Below are 15328 nucleotides of genomic sequence, written 5' to 3'. Positions count from 1 at the left end.
GCGCGCTTCCTCCAGTGAAATGGGATGTCCCTCAAGGTCCGAGACGACCTGGGGGCATCCTTTTTTTTGGCATAAGCTATTCCAAGTCCTGAATTCTCATGATGTCTATCTGCTTTTTCCTTTTGTGGGTTATGCGACAAGCGATGTAGATGGCAAGTAAAATAAGGGTTGGAATATTGGATATTAAAAATATGGAAACAAGCTGCATAACAATGGAAGCAGTTGATCCATCGGGCACACTGTACAAAAGCAAAGTAAAGATAATGGATATTAGCAGGCTGATGGCAGGCAATATTAAGCCAAGCCGTTTGTTTTCCCGTCTACACAAATAGATTTGCAAGATAATTGCTGCTACTGTAATTAGAATGATCGTCATTTTTAATTTCACTCCTTATGAAGTTATGCGAACTAAAGCGGATATACGAAGTAGGAGGCAGGGATTCGTATAACAATGGGATATACGGTTTCATATAACTTTCACGAAAAACCAGGATATTTGCAGTCGGTTGGGACTTTTCTACAAATCTTGAATTCCTTGATACATAAGGGTTTGTCGGCAATTCAGAGGGCTGGATTCACCTCCTTCCGGCTCGTATAACAACTGATTCCCGCTGCGGGGTGACGCCATTGGTTGTTAGATGTATAATCATGGAAGGAGCTCAGTCAACACACGACCCGGCCTAGGATAAGAGCTATTTAAGGCTGGAACGCGTCGTGAATACGAGAGACGTAAGATGAATAACGGCAAGAGCTAGATGATAATCAAAGGTGTGATTTTCATGGAACTCAATTTTAAACATACTACTCAAGAATTAATAAACCACATTAAGATTTGGCATGAGGATGAGGAAACAAAAAAGAGAATTGCAATTGAGGATATTGACAAATTTTATTCATATGTGAAGAGTAGACTGGATTATTTTATCTGGATTGTAAACGAAGATGGTGAGCTAATCGGTGAACTCTGTGTGGAACTTATTAGTTATAGGAGAGCTGCTATCTCCTATATCATTAATCCAAGTAAGAGAAAACAGGGTTATTGTATAAGAATGTTGAAAGAAATGATAAATTTGAAAGAACTGTCGTATATAGAATACTTCGAGGCATGGGTTGATTCAGATAACCATCCTAGCATTAAGTGTTTGGAACAGTCAGGATTTACTAGACAAAATCAAGATCAGGAAGATAATAATTTACTTCATTATGTCCTTAAGATACCAAGTAACTAAAGAGAATTTGAAAGCATAGTCAAAGAAGGCAGAGACTCCACATAACACCATATTCAAGCATCGAGCCATTCGGCCCTCGGTCCGGCAGGAGTTAGAAGTGATCCAGAGGGGCATTTCAGGGAAGCGGGATCAGCCGGACACATCCGCACCACCTAACCGCATCGCGGCCTTAATAAAGGAGGAGGAAAATTCGTGAGCATAAATTTGTATATTGTAAGGCATGCAATAAAAGAAAGAGCCATCGGTGATGTGCCACTAACTAGTGATGGTATTTTACAAGCTAAATTAACTTCTCAATACTTTAGTAGAATCTCTTTATCCATGATTTTGTCTAGTCCACTTAGAAGAGCCCAGGAAACCGCAGAATATACTGCAAGTGTGCATAATCTTTCAATAAAAATTGATAATCGTTTACGTGAAAGAGCTAATTGGGGGGATTTACCTGGTCAAACATTTCAAGAATTCGTAGAGATGTGGGATAAATGTACTAAAGATCCTGACTACATCCCACCTTTTGGTGATTCAGCTCGTCAAGCATGTGAAAGAATGTCTTCGTTACTAAACGAATTAGTTAAGAATCTTACTTCAAACACGAATATATTAATTGTAACTCACGGAGGGTTAATTACTGATTATTTAGTGAATACGTTTCCAGAGAATGTTCTTAATAATCTTCATCCCCGATTTATTGCTGAACAGAGTAATCTGATTCCGGAATGTTCAATTACAAAACTGAGGTTTGATAAACAGAGTTTTATAATTGAACAATTTGCAGATATAGAACATTTAAAAACAAAGAATTTTAGGCGATGACTTCCTAATAACATCGCAATTCACGCATCGCAGCCTGAAGGCTGCTCGGTCCGCCCGAGGCATTTCGAGGAATTTGGATCAGGCGGACACACCTACGAACCAAACCACGTCGCGGTCGCCCCTGTGGAGCTTAAGGTTCTTGGGTTCGTGAATAAGAGAGACAATATCGGAAGGGCCGGCTCCTTTATGGGCCTTAAGTGGTGGGACGTCGTGAACACATGAACGTTAAGAGAAAGTCATGCAAAATCTTTTATTCGGAGGTATCCATATTGACCTGGGAAGAAAGATTTTTAAAATCATTAGATTCTCCAGATATTCAAGCTATGTTGAATATATTAGAAGGGCTATCCACAAGCCATGGAAGCACCCCTACTCAAGTAATCAAGAATAAAGCATTAAAGATGCTTCAAACAAAGTATAAAGGTTTACCAATTGATTTATATAAAACCGGAATAGGTTTAGCTAACTCTTCTAGTGTTGTGGGGGAAGAGCTAGGGGCTATATTAATTGCTCAGAATTATCATATTAATCCTAAAGAAGTTACCGAAGTACTCTATAGTTTAGCCGACAGTACAAATTGGGAAGTGCGGGAATGGGTTGCCAGTGCATGTAGTATTGTTTTGAATAATTACTTCGATCAGTTTTATTCTATTTTGTTAGACTGGACGGCAAGCCCATCTCCAAATGTCCGTAGAGCAGTAGCGGTGGCTGTAAAGTATTCAGGGAAATCGAAGGAGGATAATAAAGCGGAACAATTACTGGATTTAATTGAACCTCTATTGTTTGACCCAGATCCCTATGTTAAGAAAAATTTAGGGGCTTTTGCAATAGGAGACGGTTTGCTGAGGTACTTTCCATCTCATGTAATTGATCGAATCAAAACATGGATTAAAATTGACAATGAACATGTTAGATGGAACATAGCAAAAATATTTACATCAGCCGAGGGGACGAAGTATGTAGAGCAATTAAAAAAAGAAGTCATTGCTGTGCTAATTTCCGATCAAAGATCAACAGTAAAAAGGGCAGTCAAGAGTATGGAAAATAATATTAAGAAACGAAGACCGGATGTGAGTATTTCATAGTAGTCTTGTCTAAAGAAACCAAGTATGAGATATATTTACGTCTAGTGATCGAGAATTAGCTTTGACATGAAACTAGGAGAGAATAAAGATGAATGAATATGGAACTTTGTATGAAGTTGACGGCCGATATGCATTAAAGTTTGAGCGTGTTTTCACGCAGCATCCTGAACGTGTTTTCCGTGACATTACGAATCCTGACTACTTCTCTCAATGGTACCCGTTTGCGACAGGAGAAATGGAACTCAAACGGGGCGGTAAGATTGCTTTTGATGATGGTGAAGGTTCAGCCTACGAAGGAATCATTATTAAGTTTGAACCGCCTTTAGCCTTTGCTTTCCGTGAGTATGATGATTTGCTGAACATTGAATTGCAATTGGAAGGCGAAGGTTGCAGGATGCTTTTTACGCACACGTTCGATGATCGATCTATGGCTGTCATGACCGCTGCTGGGTGGCACAGATGCCTGGATGCACTTCGCCAGATCGTCAACGGGCATCCAGTTGAATGGAAAGATAATTCAGCTGAGTTAAGGGAGTTTTATAAGGAAGCATTCAATTTGAATGATTGAAAACGATGAAACAACATCTACAGAGGGCTCATGGATCCGTTCGACATCATCTAGCGCAGAAGTTACCGCCGTATTCATAAGGAGGGATTTCAGCTTGACAATAATATCGGACTTTCTTAGAATGAATGACAGTCATTCACGTTCGGGGAGGTCATTACGATTGGCAAACCTATCTGATGGGAAATACACTCTTATCCTAAAGGCAGCTATGGAAGTCATAACGGAAAAAGGTTACGATAATACGGTCGTTTCCGATATTGTTAAAAAGGCTGGCGTTGCCCAAGGTACGTTTTATTTGTACTTTCCTTCCAAAAAGGCGTTAATTCCTGCGATTGCCGATCATCTTCTGACCATTACTTTTGGCAAAATCAAAGAAGAAGCACAGGATAAAGAAAGCTTTTGGGAAGTGTTGGAGGTTGTCATCGATGAAACCTTCAGCATCACCGATTCCTACAAAGAAATTCTTGTCCTTTGTTACTCCGGTCTAGCGATCGAACATTCCATGGAAAAATGGGAAGCCATCTATTCGCCTTATTATGATTGGCTTGAGGATATTCTGGTGAAAGCAGCCGACAACAAAGAGATCGCTCATGATCTTCATGCCAGATGGACGGCCAGGCTGCTTATCAATATGATTGAAAATGCTGCCGAACGGTTTTATATTGGCCATGAACAGGAAGAACTTCTGGATGTATATAAGTCTCGGGTTTTTCATTTCATCCAAAGATCATTACGGGGAACAACGTGAAAAAAAACCGGAAAACCGGTATGTTTTTTAACCTTTTATAATGACTGACAATCATTCATTATTGACGCGATAATTTTTAAGAACATTCGGAAAGGAACAATGATCTATGAATAAGGGCTGGATTTTTGTCATTTTAACTTCTCTAACCGAATTGCTTTGGATCTTTGGCTTTAATGTTGCCGCCGCCTGGTGGCACTGGATTCTCATTACTGTCATTATTTTCGCCGATTTTCTGTTTCTCTCAAAGGCATGCGAGTTATTGCCGACAGGCACCGTTTACGCGATCTTTGCAGCAGCCGGTACTGTAGGGACGGCTCTTATGGACATTCTGATTTTCAATGCTGAATTTAACGTTGCCAAGGGGTTGTTTATGGGCATGTTAGTCGTCGGGGTTATTGCTTTAAAATTATTTGATCATAAACCAGAATCCGGGCCGGCGAAAGGAGTTCGTTAATATGGGCTGGCTATTCGTATTTATGGCTGCTCTATTCGAATTGATTGGTGTCATCGGTTTAAAAAAATTCAGTCAAAGGAAATCCTTTTTGAATAGGCTGATGTTCATGGGCGGATTTGGATGCTCGTTTGGACTTCTTTACGCATCCTTTAACTATCTTCAAGTCAGCATTGCCTATGCGGTTTGGATTGGAATGGGAACAGCGGCTGCCGTTCTGGTGAATATGATCTTTTTTAATGAATCCAGAAGCGTCTGGCGTATCATAAGTCTTACCATTATTGTCGTTGGAGTTATTGGGTTAAAGGCAGTTTCGTAACCTCAGAATGACAAAATTCTCGATTACAATGACAGGGGTTGTCCAGTAAGTCGGCGACCGGATTTCGAAGTCATGCGAAGGGCAGCGTTCAGGTGCATGCGTTCTTCCATCCCTTGGTTGACAGATGTATAATCATGGAAGAAACTCAGACAACACACGACCCAGCTTAAGATAGGAGCTATCTAAGGCTGGGTCGCGTCGTAATCGTGATCGTTTGACCTTATGATTTATGGGTCGCTCGTAATTCCTGTGATGTGGATGCCTGTCGAGTGCATAAAAATATAAATCGTGCAGTCGAGAATGGAGAAAAGTGCAACGATTGCAGTTTATATCGATTTCATATCTGTTAAAGTTTGGATAGAACGGCTCGGCGCGATCACGATACGGAAGGAGGCATTGCATGAAATTCTACATATCCACGGAAGGGTCCGACGCTTGGTCCGGCTTGATGGCGCAGCCGAATGCCGGATATACGGATGGTCCGTTCCGCTCGCTGGAGCGAGCTAAGCTGGCCGTGCGCGAATACAAGCGAAATGCCGCCATCTCAGCGCCCGTGACCGTGGAGCTGCGCGGCGGCACGTACCGGATCGGGAAGCCGATCGTATTCGAACCGGAAGATTCCGCCCCCGTGACCTACACATCCTATCCGGGAGAGACGGCCGCGCTGGACGGCGGCAGGCGCATCGAAGGCTGGCGCGAGGAACGGCTCGGCTCGCTGACGGTCTGGACGGTCGATGTGCCGGAGGCGGCCGACGGATCGTGGTACTTCCGGCAATTGTTCGTGAACGGGGAGCGCAGGCCGCGTCCCCGGCTCCCCAAGCGGGGGTATTATTGGATGGAGGACGTGCCGGGCATGACGTTCGAAGACGAGCTGTTCCAGGGAGGCCGTACGTTCCAATATGCGGAAGGCGATCTGCAAGGCGTTCACGCCTGGACTCAGCTGGCGGATATCGAAGTGATCGTGCCGCATTTCTGGACCGATGAGCATATGCCGATTCAATCGGTCGATCCGGAGAAGCGGCAGATAACGTCTACGCGCCGGAGCGTCTTCGTGCTGAAGGACGACTTCGTTCCCCGCTTCCCGAAGTATGCGGTGGATAATGTATTCGAAGCGCTGAGCGAGCCGGGCGAATGGTACTTGAACCGTGCGACGGGACGGCTGACCTACGTTCCGATGCCGGGGGAGACGATCGGCGAGTGCGAGATCGTCGCGCCGGTCGCCTGCCAGCTGCTGCAGCTAAGGGGTAATCCGCTCGCCGGTGCCTGCGTGGAAGGGTTGAAGTTCGTCAACCTTGTTTTCCAGCATACCGATTGGGAGTGGGTTGACCGCTACGAGGATTACCGGTGGATGGATTCTGCGGAAGCTTATGCGGCCGGTCCCCAGGGAGCCGTTCACTTGCCGGGCGTCATCGAGATGACGGGCGCCAGGCATTGCGCGATCGAAGGATGCACCGTCCGTCATATCGGCTGGTACGGCATCGAGCTCGGCGACGGCTGCAGGAACGTACAAATCGTCGGCAACGAATTGTACGATCTGGGCGCGGGCGGCATCAAGGTTCGGGGAGCCGATGCGGAAGGCGAACCGGCAAGCCGCAACGGCTGTCATCGGATCACCGACAACCTCATTCACGGCGGCGGACGCGTCTTCCTGAGCGGCATCGGCATCGTGCTGACCCACTCCTATGGCAACGAAGTGTCGCATAACCGCATCCACGACTTGTACTATTCGGGCATCTCTTGCGGCTGGGAATGGGGGTACGCGGACAGCGTCTCGCGGGACAACCGGTTCGAGAAAAACCATATTTACGATCTCGGCCACGGCGTCTTGAGCGATATGGGGGGCATCTATTTGCTCGGCGTGCAGCCGGGAACCGTCGTAACGGGCAATCTGATCTACGGTATCGAGAAGAGCAATTACGGAGGCTGGGCGATCTATACCGATGAGGGCAGCTCTCATATCGTGATCGAGAACAATATTTGCTCGGATACGAGCAGCCACGGATTCCATCAGCATTACGGCAGGGAGAATATCGTCCGGAACAACATTTTCGCAATGAATCGGGACGGCCAGATCGCGCTGACCCGTCCGGAGGAGCACGTGTCGTTCACGTTCATGCGCAACATCGTCGTCACGGACGGCCAGCCGATCTTCCAGATGGAAGCGGAGAAGGGCAAGCATCTGGTCAGCGACGCCAATCTTTATTGGGACATAAGCGGGAAAACCCGTATATTCAACGGCGACGGTCCGGACAGGGGCGGCGAGGCCGGCATGCTGGAGGCGTGGAGAAAGGCGACGGGCAACGATTGGAGCAGTCTGGTCGAGAACCCCGGATTCGAGCCTTTCGAACGGTATCCGCTGAAGCTCGCTCCCGATTCGCCGGCATTCCGGCTCGGCTTCCGGCCGATCGACATGAGCGACGTCGGTCCGAGAAAAGAAAGGAGCAATCCCGACCTATGACCCTACCGGTTATTCTTCCGCATCCGCTGCGATACGAGCGCGGCGAAGGAACGTTTGCACTTGCCGAAGGAGACGGCATCCGGATTACCCTTCGGGACAGGGACGAATTATTCGATACCGCCGGGAGATTGCAGGAGATCGTGCAGGAGGCATGCAATCTGAAGCTCTCGATTCTGGTCGAGCATTCCGGCATGCTCAAGGACACGATCCGTTTCGAACGGACGGCCGGACTCGCGCACGAGGCGTATCGGATCGGCATCGACGCAGATCGGATCCGCATCGAATACGGAAGCGGGACGGGCGCCTTCCACGCGGTCAGTACGCTGAAGCAGCTGTTCGTCCAATGCGGCAAGACGCTGCCTTGTCTGACGATCGAGGACGCGCCGGATTACCGGGCTCGAGGAGTGATGCTGGACATCAGCCGGAACAAAATCCCGACGATGGAGACGCTCTATGCATTCGTCGACAAGATGGCCGACCTGAAGATGAACGAACTGCAGCTGTATATCGAGGGTTTCTCGTTCGCCTACCCGAGCTACCCGGCCGTATGGCTCGACGGAACGCCGATCACCGGCGAAGAGATCGTGTCGCTGGACCGCTACTGCAAGCAGCGGCATATCGATCTGGTCCCGAACCAGAACAGCTTCGGACATATGGGAGACTGGCTGGCCAAAAAAGAATTCCAGGCGCTTGCAGAACGTCCGGAAGGCTATGAGTTCGACTGGCAGCCGGGCGTCCGTCACCGGGCGGACACGCTCGATCCGACGGATCCCGGCTCGCTTGCGCTCGTCGGCCGGATGACGGCGGATCTGCTCCCGTATTTCTCCTCGCCGTTTTTTAACGTAGGCTGTGACGAGACCGAGCTGGGCGGCGGGAAGTCCAAGGAAGCGTGCGAAGCGAGGGGGAAAGGCCAGGTTTACCTGGATTACTTGCTGGCCGTATACGACATCGTGAAAGCGCACGGCAAACGGATGATGTTCTGGGGCGATATCATTATCAAGAGTCCGGAGCTGATCGACCGGCTGCCGCGAGACGTCATCGCCCTGGAATGGGGGTACGAAGCGAATCACCGGTTCAAGGAAGACGGCGCCCGCTTCAGGGAGGTCGGCATCGACTTCTACGTCTGTCCGGGGACGAGCAGCTGGTGCTCGATTACCGGGCGGACCGACAACATGAAGGCGAACCTGCTGAACGCGGCCGCAAGTGGCAAGCAGCACGGCGCCGCCGGTTACCTGATTACCGACTGGGGCGACAACGGTCACTGGCAATATCCGCTGTTCAGCGACCCTGGGTTCGTCTACGGCGCGGCGCTAAGCTGGGGCGTCGAACGGAACGCCGATGCGGACGTCGCGGGTTATCTGGACCGGTACGTGTTCCAGGACAAGAGCGGGCGGATGGGCAAGCTGGTTATGAATCTGGGCAACTACTATTTGCTGGAGAAAGGCGGCAGGGACAACGGCACGGCCATCGCCAGGACGCTGTTCGCCGAGCTGGACGACGACAGCGTCGCGGAAGGGTTCTCGTTATCGGATTACGACGCGATCGAGCGCTGCTTGCTCGACTTGGAGGATGAGCTGAAGCTCGTGCGGATGGAGGGGGACCTGGCCGGTTTAATCGAAGCCGAGACTCGCCATGCGATCCGGTTCCTGCTGCACGGCTGCGAGCTCGGCAAGCTGAAGCTTCTGCACAGGGAAGGTGCCGAGGCAGATGCTCTCGCACTGGCGGAGCGGCTGTCGGACGATATCGCGTATGTCATTCGCAGGCACGAGCAGCTCTGGCTGGAGCGCAATCGGCACGGGGGGCTGACCGATAGCGTGAAGCGCCTTCGGCGCTTGCAAGAAAGCTACGAGCGGCTATGCGGAAGGGGGAGTGCGCCATGACAGTAGACATTCGCCGCATTCGTCCGGAGGAATACCCGGAAGCGGTCAAGCTCGCGGATGAAGTGTTCCGCGACGGCGGGGGCAAGTCGATGGGCGCGACGTACCCGATGGCGTTCAGCGGCGCTTACCGGCAGTCGTACGGCGCATTCGAGGCCGATCGGCTTGTCTCTTTCATCGGACTCGTGCCGAACATCATCCGGATCGGAGCCGCGGAGCTGCGCGTCTGCTCGATCGGAGCCGTCTGCACCCGCAGCGAAGACCGCGGCAGAGGGTATGCGAGCATGATTCTGGAACGGGTACTCGCGCATATGCGCGCCGCAGACGCTCCACTGCTGCTCGTATCCGGAGGGAGGCCGCTCTACCGGCGAATAGGCTGCGAGGAATTCGGCGTCTTCTACCGCTATCGCATCGGCATGTCTCAAGCCGGCCGATTGGCAGCGGCGGATACGTCTGGATCAGCCGTTACGATTCGCGAGCTGCAGCCCGAAGACGGGTTCGAGCTGCGGCGCTTGTCCCGCACGCGAGTGGCGCGGTACGAGCAGAGCCTATGGGACTTGGCCACGCTGATCGAAGCGGAAGCGCCGGCCGCCAATGCGGGGCTTCGCAATAAGGTGCTGGTGGCCGAGAGCGCTGCCGTCGCGCCGCATCGGCTTATCGGTTATATCGTGCTGGGGACCGACGACAAGTCCGCCGCAGCAGCTGGCCGCCGGGAATCGCTCGCCGTCGAATGGGCCGGATCGGCCGCCGCCGTCGCCGCGCTGTTCGCCGAAGGCGTCCGCACTTCCGGAGGCGCCGGCCTTCAGGCGAACGTTCCGTGGCAGGAGGCCGACTTGCTCGCGGTTTTGAATGCGCTATCATCTCCGCCGGAGCCGGTGCATAACGAAGGAACGGCGCTCATCACGGACGCGGAAGCGTTCGTCCGTCAGCTGCGCCCGTACTGGGAGGCGAGCGGCTTGTCCGGGAGCGAATCGATGCGCGTCGAACAGACCGGGGATCGGGTGGCGGTGAGCATCGGGGAGCGAAGCGCGCGAATGTCCCGCGTGCAGTTTCTGCAACTTGCGTTCGAAGGACACGTTCCCCCTGAAGCAGACCGCAGACTGGAAGAAGCGCTGCGGCGCCTGTTCCCGATTCCGTTCCCGTCGACGGCCGGCATCAACTTTGTATAGGAGGCTGCATCATGGATCAGGTACGAATCGGCGTCGTCGGCGTGCGCGGACGGGGGGAGCTGGCGCAATATTGGCACCGGCCGGAGGGCCGCTCGATCGTCGTCGGCGGCGCCGACGTCAACCCGAAGCAGCTGGAGGCGTTCCGAGCCCGGCTGAATCCCGAAGCGTTCGTGACGACGGATTACGAGGAACTGCTGGCACAGGGCGACATCGACGCAATCGCCGTCACTTCGCCCGACTTCACCCATGAAGCGTACGCGGTGGCGGCGCTGCGAGCCGGGAAGCACGTCTTCTGCGAGAAGCCGCTCGCGATTACGGTGGAAGGGTGCGACAACATTCTGAGAGCCTGGAAGGAATCCGGCAAGCAGCTGATGGTCGGCTTCAATATGAGATATCTGAACATGTACCGCACGATGAAGGGGATTGTCGAATCCGGGGCGATCGGCGAGATCAAGGCGGTGTGGGTGCGCCACTTCGTCGGCTTCGGCGGCGATTGGTATTACCACGACTGGCACGGCAGCTCGCGTCATTCCACTTCGCTGCTGCTGCAAAAAGGCTCGCACGACATCGACATTATCCATTGGATTACCGGTCAATACGCGAAGAAAGTGTCCGCGTTCGGCAGCCTCGACTTCTACGGCGGCGACAAGCCGGACGATCTGACCTGCCCCGCCTGCGCGGATAAGGAGACGTGCACGGAAGCCAGGTTCTCTCATATGGACCAATGCGCCTTCCGCCGGGAGATCGACGTCGAAGACAATAACGTCGTCATCATGGAACTGGGCGGCGGCATCAAGGCGTCGTACCTGCAGTGCCATTTTACCCCCGACTATCACCGGAACTACGTCTTCATCGGGACGGAAGGACGAATGGAAAACTCGGAACCGGACAACAAGGTATACGTGAAAACGAGGCGCTCGAACAAATGGCACGAAATGTACGACGCCGTCTACGACATTAAGGTGGCGGAAGGGACGCACGGCGGAGCGGATCCGGTCATCTGCCAAGATTTCATCGACGCGATCGTGCTCGGCAAAACGCCGGTGGCGACGCCCATGTCGGGCCGTATGAGCGTGGCGGCGGGAATCGCCGCAACGGAATCGATCCGTTCCGGCGGCCGCGTCACGGCGGTCCGTCCGGTACCGGACGACCTTATCTGAAGCGAAAGAGGTGCAGCATGTCTTACCAAGCCAACCCCCATCGTTACGATCGGATGGTCTATCATCGAACCGGCCTTTCCGGCTTGAAGCTCCCGGCGTTCTCGCTCGGGCTGTGGTACAACTTCGGCGGCGTCGACGCTTACGAGAAAGGACGGGCGCTCGTGCGAGGGGCGTTCGACCTCGGCATTACGCACTTCGATCTCGCCAACGTATACGGCCCGCCGCCCGGCAGCGCCGAAGAGATGTTCGGCCGGCTGCTGGCGACAGACCTGGCCCCGTACCGGGACGAACTGGTCGTCGCGACGAAGGCGTCGGGGCAAATGTTCGAAGGCCCTTACGGAGGCGGAGGTTCGAGGAAGACGTTCGTCGCCGCGCTCGACCGGAGCCTGCAGCGACTGGGCCTCGATTACGTCGACATCTTCTACGCGCACGGTCTCGACCCGGAAGTTCCGCTGGAAGAGACGATGGCGGCGCTCGACCACGCCGTGCGGCAGGGCAAAGCGCTCTATGTCGGCATCTGCAGCCACGACACGGCGCAGTCTGCCGAAGCGATCCGGATTCTCCGCGAGCTGGGCACGCCGATGCTCATCCATCAGCATGACTACTCGATGCTGAACCGGGGCAACGAAGGCGCGCTGCAGCAGATGCTGGCGGACAACGGCGTCGGCGCGATTGTGTTCAGCCCGCTTGCCCAAGGAATCTTGACCGGCAAATACGTCAGCGGCTTTCCCGACGATTCCCGGGCGAATTCGCCGACCGGCCACTTCGACAAAAACTGGGTGACGGACGCGACGATCCGCAAGCTGAAGCGTCTGGCCGAGATCGCCGAACGCCGCGGGCAGACGCTGCCGCAGATGGCGCTGGCCTGGCTGTTCCGGGACGGCAAGGTGACGTCGGCCATTCTGGGCGCGAGCCGGGTCGAACAGTTGGCGGAGAACGTCGCCGCTCTGAACGGCTTGCGCTTCGGCGACGACGAACGGCTGACGATCGAGCGCATCTTGTCCGGAGAGGAATAAGTCGGCGTCGGACGGTCGGACCTACTACCTGCGCGAGGTGATTCCGGTGAACCGATATTGGCGGAAATACAGAGGAAAAAAATATTTGCTTCGCCTCGTTCTGTCGATTAATCTGCTGCTCGTGACGTTCATGATCGTCTCGCTGCTGGCGGCGTTCCTGTACGCGGAGAAGATCAGTCTCGCCTCCCAACGCGAAGCGAACCAGAAGGTGCTGTCGCAGATGAACTACAACATCGCGTATATGAATGAAACGGTCAAAAACTTGGCGATCTCCATCTTCTACGATAACGACATGGCTCAGCTGCTCTACAGCGGCAAGCCCGACGAACACGAGGACTGGGTGAGGATCAACAAGCTGAACAAGACGATCGGCTACAACTCGTTCCTCCATTCGATCGTCATCTACAACAGCAAGCAGGACACGTATTTCATCAGCGGAGAAGTGCCGGAGAAGAGCAGCATGATCGGCATGGTCGGCGAATATTTGGACGGGAAGCGGACGATTCACAAGATGCAGCTGATGCCGGACCGCTTCGCGCCCGATCCGAAGCATCCGGAGCGCCAGCAGGACGTCTTCTCCCTCTATCTGTACGATTCGCTCGACGCCTACACCCGCACGGAGAGCGCGGTCATCGTCAACATCAGGCCGGAATGGCTGTTCCAGCAAGTCGAATTGATGAACAACCTGCCCGCCAACCGGTCGAGCACGATCGTCCTGTTCGATCAGAAGCAAGCGGCGTACAGCGCGGCCGAGCGGTCGGATCTGGATCTGTCCCATCTGAAGGGCGAGGTGTACCGGCATCTGGCCGCTTCGCACGATCCGGTGTCCCAGTTCACTTATACCTACGGGGACCAAAAGCAGATCGTCAACTACATGATCAATCCCTCGATCGATTGGGTGATCGTCGACATTCAGCCGTATGAGGCGGTAATGGCTTCGATCCGCGAGCTGAAGCTTGTGTTCACCGCGGTGGCGGCCGTCTGTCTGGCGCTGGCGCTGCTCGTGTCGCTGTTCGTGTCGAGGAAGCTGTACGCGCCGATCGACGTGTTAATGAAGCAGGCGAAACGAATGCCCGGCGGCGAAGCGGACAATGGGGCCGTCAAGGACGAGATCAGCTACATGTCCCATGTCTATGACCGGCTGGTCGACAAGCTGACGAGAGAGCATTCGAAACGGGAACGGAACGAAGAGATTTTAATCGCCTACTACTTGCGCAAGCTTGTGACGGACAGCACGGCGTTCTCGCCGGACGATTGGCGGCAGTTGCAGGAGGGACTGAACAGGAAAGGCATCAGGGCGAACCTGGAGAAGGACGTCGTCGTCGTCGTCTTCCAGATCGACAGGCAACTGAAGAAGGAAGGCGCGAAAGAAGGAGCGGAAGTAAGGCTCCTTCATTTTGCCGTTTCGAACATCGTGCTGGATATGATGGCGGAGCAAGCGGAAGGGCTGCGCGGCGAGGTGGCCGACATTCGCGGAGAGAACCTCGTCATGCTGTTCGATGCGGAGAGCGTCCGCGCGGATCGCCTGGACGCGATCGCGGAGCTGCTCCGGCGGGCCGGGCGCATCGTCCGGGATTACTATCGCGTGACGTTTACTTGCGCGCTCAGCGACGCGGCGCCGACGTACCGCGAGATAACGTATCAATTCCGCAACGCGCTCGATTCGCTCGCCTACCGGCGGAACTTCGGCGCGGGCGCCGTCATTACGCCGGAGATGGTGCGGCGCAACCTGAACAACGGCGAGACGCAGGTGCCGACCGAGCTGGAGCGGAAGCTGGTTGAAGCGATCAAGCTGAGCAGCAGGGATGCCGTCTATGATGGATTGAACCGCATTCGAGAAGCGTTAACCGCCATGAACGCCGACGCGACGATGCAGTCGGTCATCCAGCTGAGCCTGATCGTCAAGCAGACGCTCCGGGAGATGAACCGGAACAAGCTGGCGCCGCTGCCGATCGACTTGCGCGCGATCGACCGGGCCGTGTTCGAGCTGGAGACGCTGGACGAGATCTTCGCGGCGTTGTCCGCCTTGCTCGACGGCCTCTTCATCGATCACCGGCAAGTGGTGGAGAACAAGGACCATGTGCTGGTCGATACGATCAAGGACGTCATACACGCGAATTACGCCAACGTGAACTTGTGCCTGCAGGATATCGCCGAGATGCTCAAGATGTCTGCGGCCTACATCGGGCGGATCTTTAAGAAGTACGAAGCCGTATCGGTAGCCGAGTATATTAACGAATACCGGCTTCAGCAATCGCTCCATTATCTCGAGAAAAACAAAGTGCCGATCGCCGAAGTCGTCGAGAAGGTCGGGTTCAATTCCCAAAGCTACTTTTTCAAAATGTTCAAAAAGCGGTTCGGCGCGACTCCGAAAGAGTACCGGGTGAAAAAATCGCTCACCTGACCGCCGAAAGTGAAAAAAATACGGATCGATC

Annotated in this window: 14 protein-coding genes; 13 read left to right on the top strand and 1 reads right to left on the bottom strand. The window is 53.4% G+C overall.

Features of this window, described 5'->3' with window-relative positions:
- Positions 1 to 76: 76 nt before the first annotated feature.
- Positions 77 to 376: a hypothetical protein gene (locus ACFO3S_RS21385; protein WP_378100234.1), complete on the bottom strand. Its 300-nt coding sequence runs from the start codon at positions 374 to 376 to the stop codon at positions 77 to 79.
- Positions 377 to 779: 403 nt separating this feature from the next.
- On the opposite strand from ACFO3S_RS21385, the gene ACFO3S_RS21380 reads away from it, so the two are divergent.
- The 13 genes from ACFO3S_RS21380 to ACFO3S_RS21320 all read left to right on the top strand — a co-directional run bounded on the left by ACFO3S_RS21380 (position 780) and on the right by ACFO3S_RS21320 (position 15297).
- Positions 780 to 1229 carry a GNAT family N-acetyltransferase gene (locus tag ACFO3S_RS21380; RefSeq protein ID WP_378100232.1) on the top strand — a complete coding sequence of 150 codons (450 nt, stop codon included), beginning with the start codon at positions 780 to 782 and terminating at the stop codon, positions 1227 to 1229.
- A gap of 192 nt (positions 1230 to 1421) precedes the next feature.
- Positions 1422 to 2042 carry a histidine phosphatase family protein gene (locus ACFO3S_RS21375; RefSeq protein WP_378100230.1) on the top strand — a complete coding sequence of 207 codons (621 nt, stop codon included), beginning with the start codon at positions 1422 to 1424 and terminating at the stop codon, positions 2040 to 2042.
- A gap of 269 nt (positions 2043 to 2311) precedes the next feature.
- Positions 2312 to 3127 carry a DNA alkylation repair protein gene (locus tag ACFO3S_RS21370; RefSeq protein ID WP_378100229.1) on the top strand — a complete coding sequence of 272 codons (816 nt, stop codon included), beginning with the start codon at positions 2312 to 2314 and terminating at the stop codon, positions 3125 to 3127.
- A gap of 88 nt (positions 3128 to 3215) precedes the next feature.
- Positions 3216 to 3695 (top strand): SRPBCC family protein, encoded by a 480-nt coding sequence (locus ACFO3S_RS21365; protein ID WP_378100227.1) that lies wholly within the window; start codon positions 3216 to 3218, stop codon positions 3693 to 3695.
- A 160-nt stretch (positions 3696 to 3855) separates the two neighbouring features.
- Complete coding sequence (locus ACFO3S_RS21360; protein ID WP_378100225.1) at positions 3856 to 4443, top strand: TetR/AcrR family transcriptional regulator; 588 nt, start codon at positions 3856 to 3858, stop codon at positions 4441 to 4443.
- A 106-nt stretch (positions 4444 to 4549) separates the two neighbouring features.
- Positions 4550 to 4897: a DMT family transporter gene (locus tag ACFO3S_RS21355; protein ID WP_378100223.1), complete on the top strand. Its 348-nt coding sequence runs from the start codon at positions 4550 to 4552 to the stop codon at positions 4895 to 4897.
- A gap of 1 nt (position 4898) precedes the next feature.
- Positions 4899 to 5213: a DMT family transporter gene (locus ACFO3S_RS21350; protein ID WP_378100222.1), complete on the top strand. Its 315-nt coding sequence runs from the start codon at positions 4899 to 4901 to the stop codon at positions 5211 to 5213.
- 400 nt (positions 5214 to 5613) lie between these two features.
- On the top strand, positions 5614 to 7671 hold the full coding sequence (locus ACFO3S_RS21345) for a right-handed parallel beta-helix repeat-containing protein (RefSeq protein WP_378100220.1): 2058 nt from the start codon (positions 5614 to 5616) through the stop codon (positions 7669 to 7671).
- Positions 7668 to 9551, top strand: a complete 1884-nt coding sequence (locus ACFO3S_RS21340) for a glycoside hydrolase family 20 zincin-like fold domain-containing protein (RefSeq protein WP_378100218.1) — start codon at positions 7668 to 7670, stop codon at positions 9549 to 9551. Before ACFO3S_RS21345 ends, ACFO3S_RS21340 begins: the two co-directional genes overlap by 4 nt.
- Complete coding sequence (locus tag ACFO3S_RS21335; RefSeq protein ID WP_378100216.1) at positions 9548 to 10717, top strand: GNAT family N-acetyltransferase; 1170 nt, start codon at positions 9548 to 9550, stop codon at positions 10715 to 10717. The genes ACFO3S_RS21340 and ACFO3S_RS21335 overlap by 4 nt, the downstream gene beginning before the upstream one ends.
- 11 nt (positions 10718 to 10728) lie before the next feature.
- Positions 10729 to 11877 (top strand): Gfo/Idh/MocA family protein, encoded by a 1149-nt coding sequence (locus ACFO3S_RS21330; RefSeq protein WP_378100214.1) that lies wholly within the window; start codon positions 10729 to 10731, stop codon positions 11875 to 11877.
- 17 nt (positions 11878 to 11894) lie between these two features.
- Positions 11895 to 12893, top strand: coding sequence for an aldo/keto reductase (locus ACFO3S_RS21325; RefSeq protein ID WP_378100212.1), 999 nt, complete (start codon positions 11895 to 11897; stop codon positions 12891 to 12893).
- A 46-nt stretch (positions 12894 to 12939) separates the two neighbouring features.
- Positions 12940 to 15297 (top strand): helix-turn-helix transcriptional regulator, encoded by a 2358-nt coding sequence (locus tag ACFO3S_RS21320; RefSeq protein ID WP_378100210.1) that lies wholly within the window; start codon positions 12940 to 12942, stop codon positions 15295 to 15297.
- The last annotated feature ends 31 nt before the right edge of the window (positions 15298 to 15328 follow it).

It is taken from the genome of Cohnella hongkongensis (genome assembly GCF_042654645.1).
In the GTDB taxonomy this organism is placed as follows: domain Bacteria; phylum Bacillota; class Bacilli; order Paenibacillales; family Paenibacillaceae; genus Cohnella; species Cohnella hongkongensis.
This window is presented reverse-complemented; position numbering and strand designations above follow the sequence as displayed.

Bases quoted from the DNA above. Each gene is read 5' to 3' on its own strand.
- ACFO3S_RS21385 (WP_378100234.1), bottom strand. From the start codon at position 376: ATGACGATCATTCTAATTACAGTAGCAGCAATTATCTTGCAAATCTAT.
- ACFO3S_RS21380 (WP_378100232.1), top strand. From the start codon at position 780: ATGGAACTCAATTTTAAACATACTACTCAAGAATTAATAAACCACATT.
- ACFO3S_RS21365 (WP_378100227.1), top strand. From the start codon at position 3,216: ATGAATGAATATGGAACTTTGTATGAAGTTGACGGCCGATATGCATTA.
- ACFO3S_RS21355 (WP_378100223.1), top strand. From the start codon at position 4,550: ATGAATAAGGGCTGGATTTTTGTCATTTTAACTTCTCTAACCGAATTG.
- ACFO3S_RS21350 (WP_378100222.1), top strand. From the start codon at position 4,899: ATGGGCTGGCTATTCGTATTTATGGCTGCTCTATTCGAATTGATTGGT.
- ACFO3S_RS21345 (WP_378100220.1), top strand. From the start codon at position 5,614: ATGAAATTCTACATATCCACGGAAGGGTCCGACGCTTGGTCCGGCTTG.
- ACFO3S_RS21340 (WP_378100218.1), top strand. From the start codon at position 7,668: ATGACCCTACCGGTTATTCTTCCGCATCCGCTGCGATACGAGCGCGGC.
- ACFO3S_RS21335 (WP_378100216.1), top strand. From the start codon at position 9,548: ATGACAGTAGACATTCGCCGCATTCGTCCGGAGGAATACCCGGAAGCG.
- ACFO3S_RS21330 (WP_378100214.1), top strand. From the start codon at position 10,729: ATGGATCAGGTACGAATCGGCGTCGTCGGCGTGCGCGGACGGGGGGAG.
- ACFO3S_RS21325 (WP_378100212.1), top strand. From the start codon at position 11,895: ATGTCTTACCAAGCCAACCCCCATCGTTACGATCGGATGGTCTATCAT.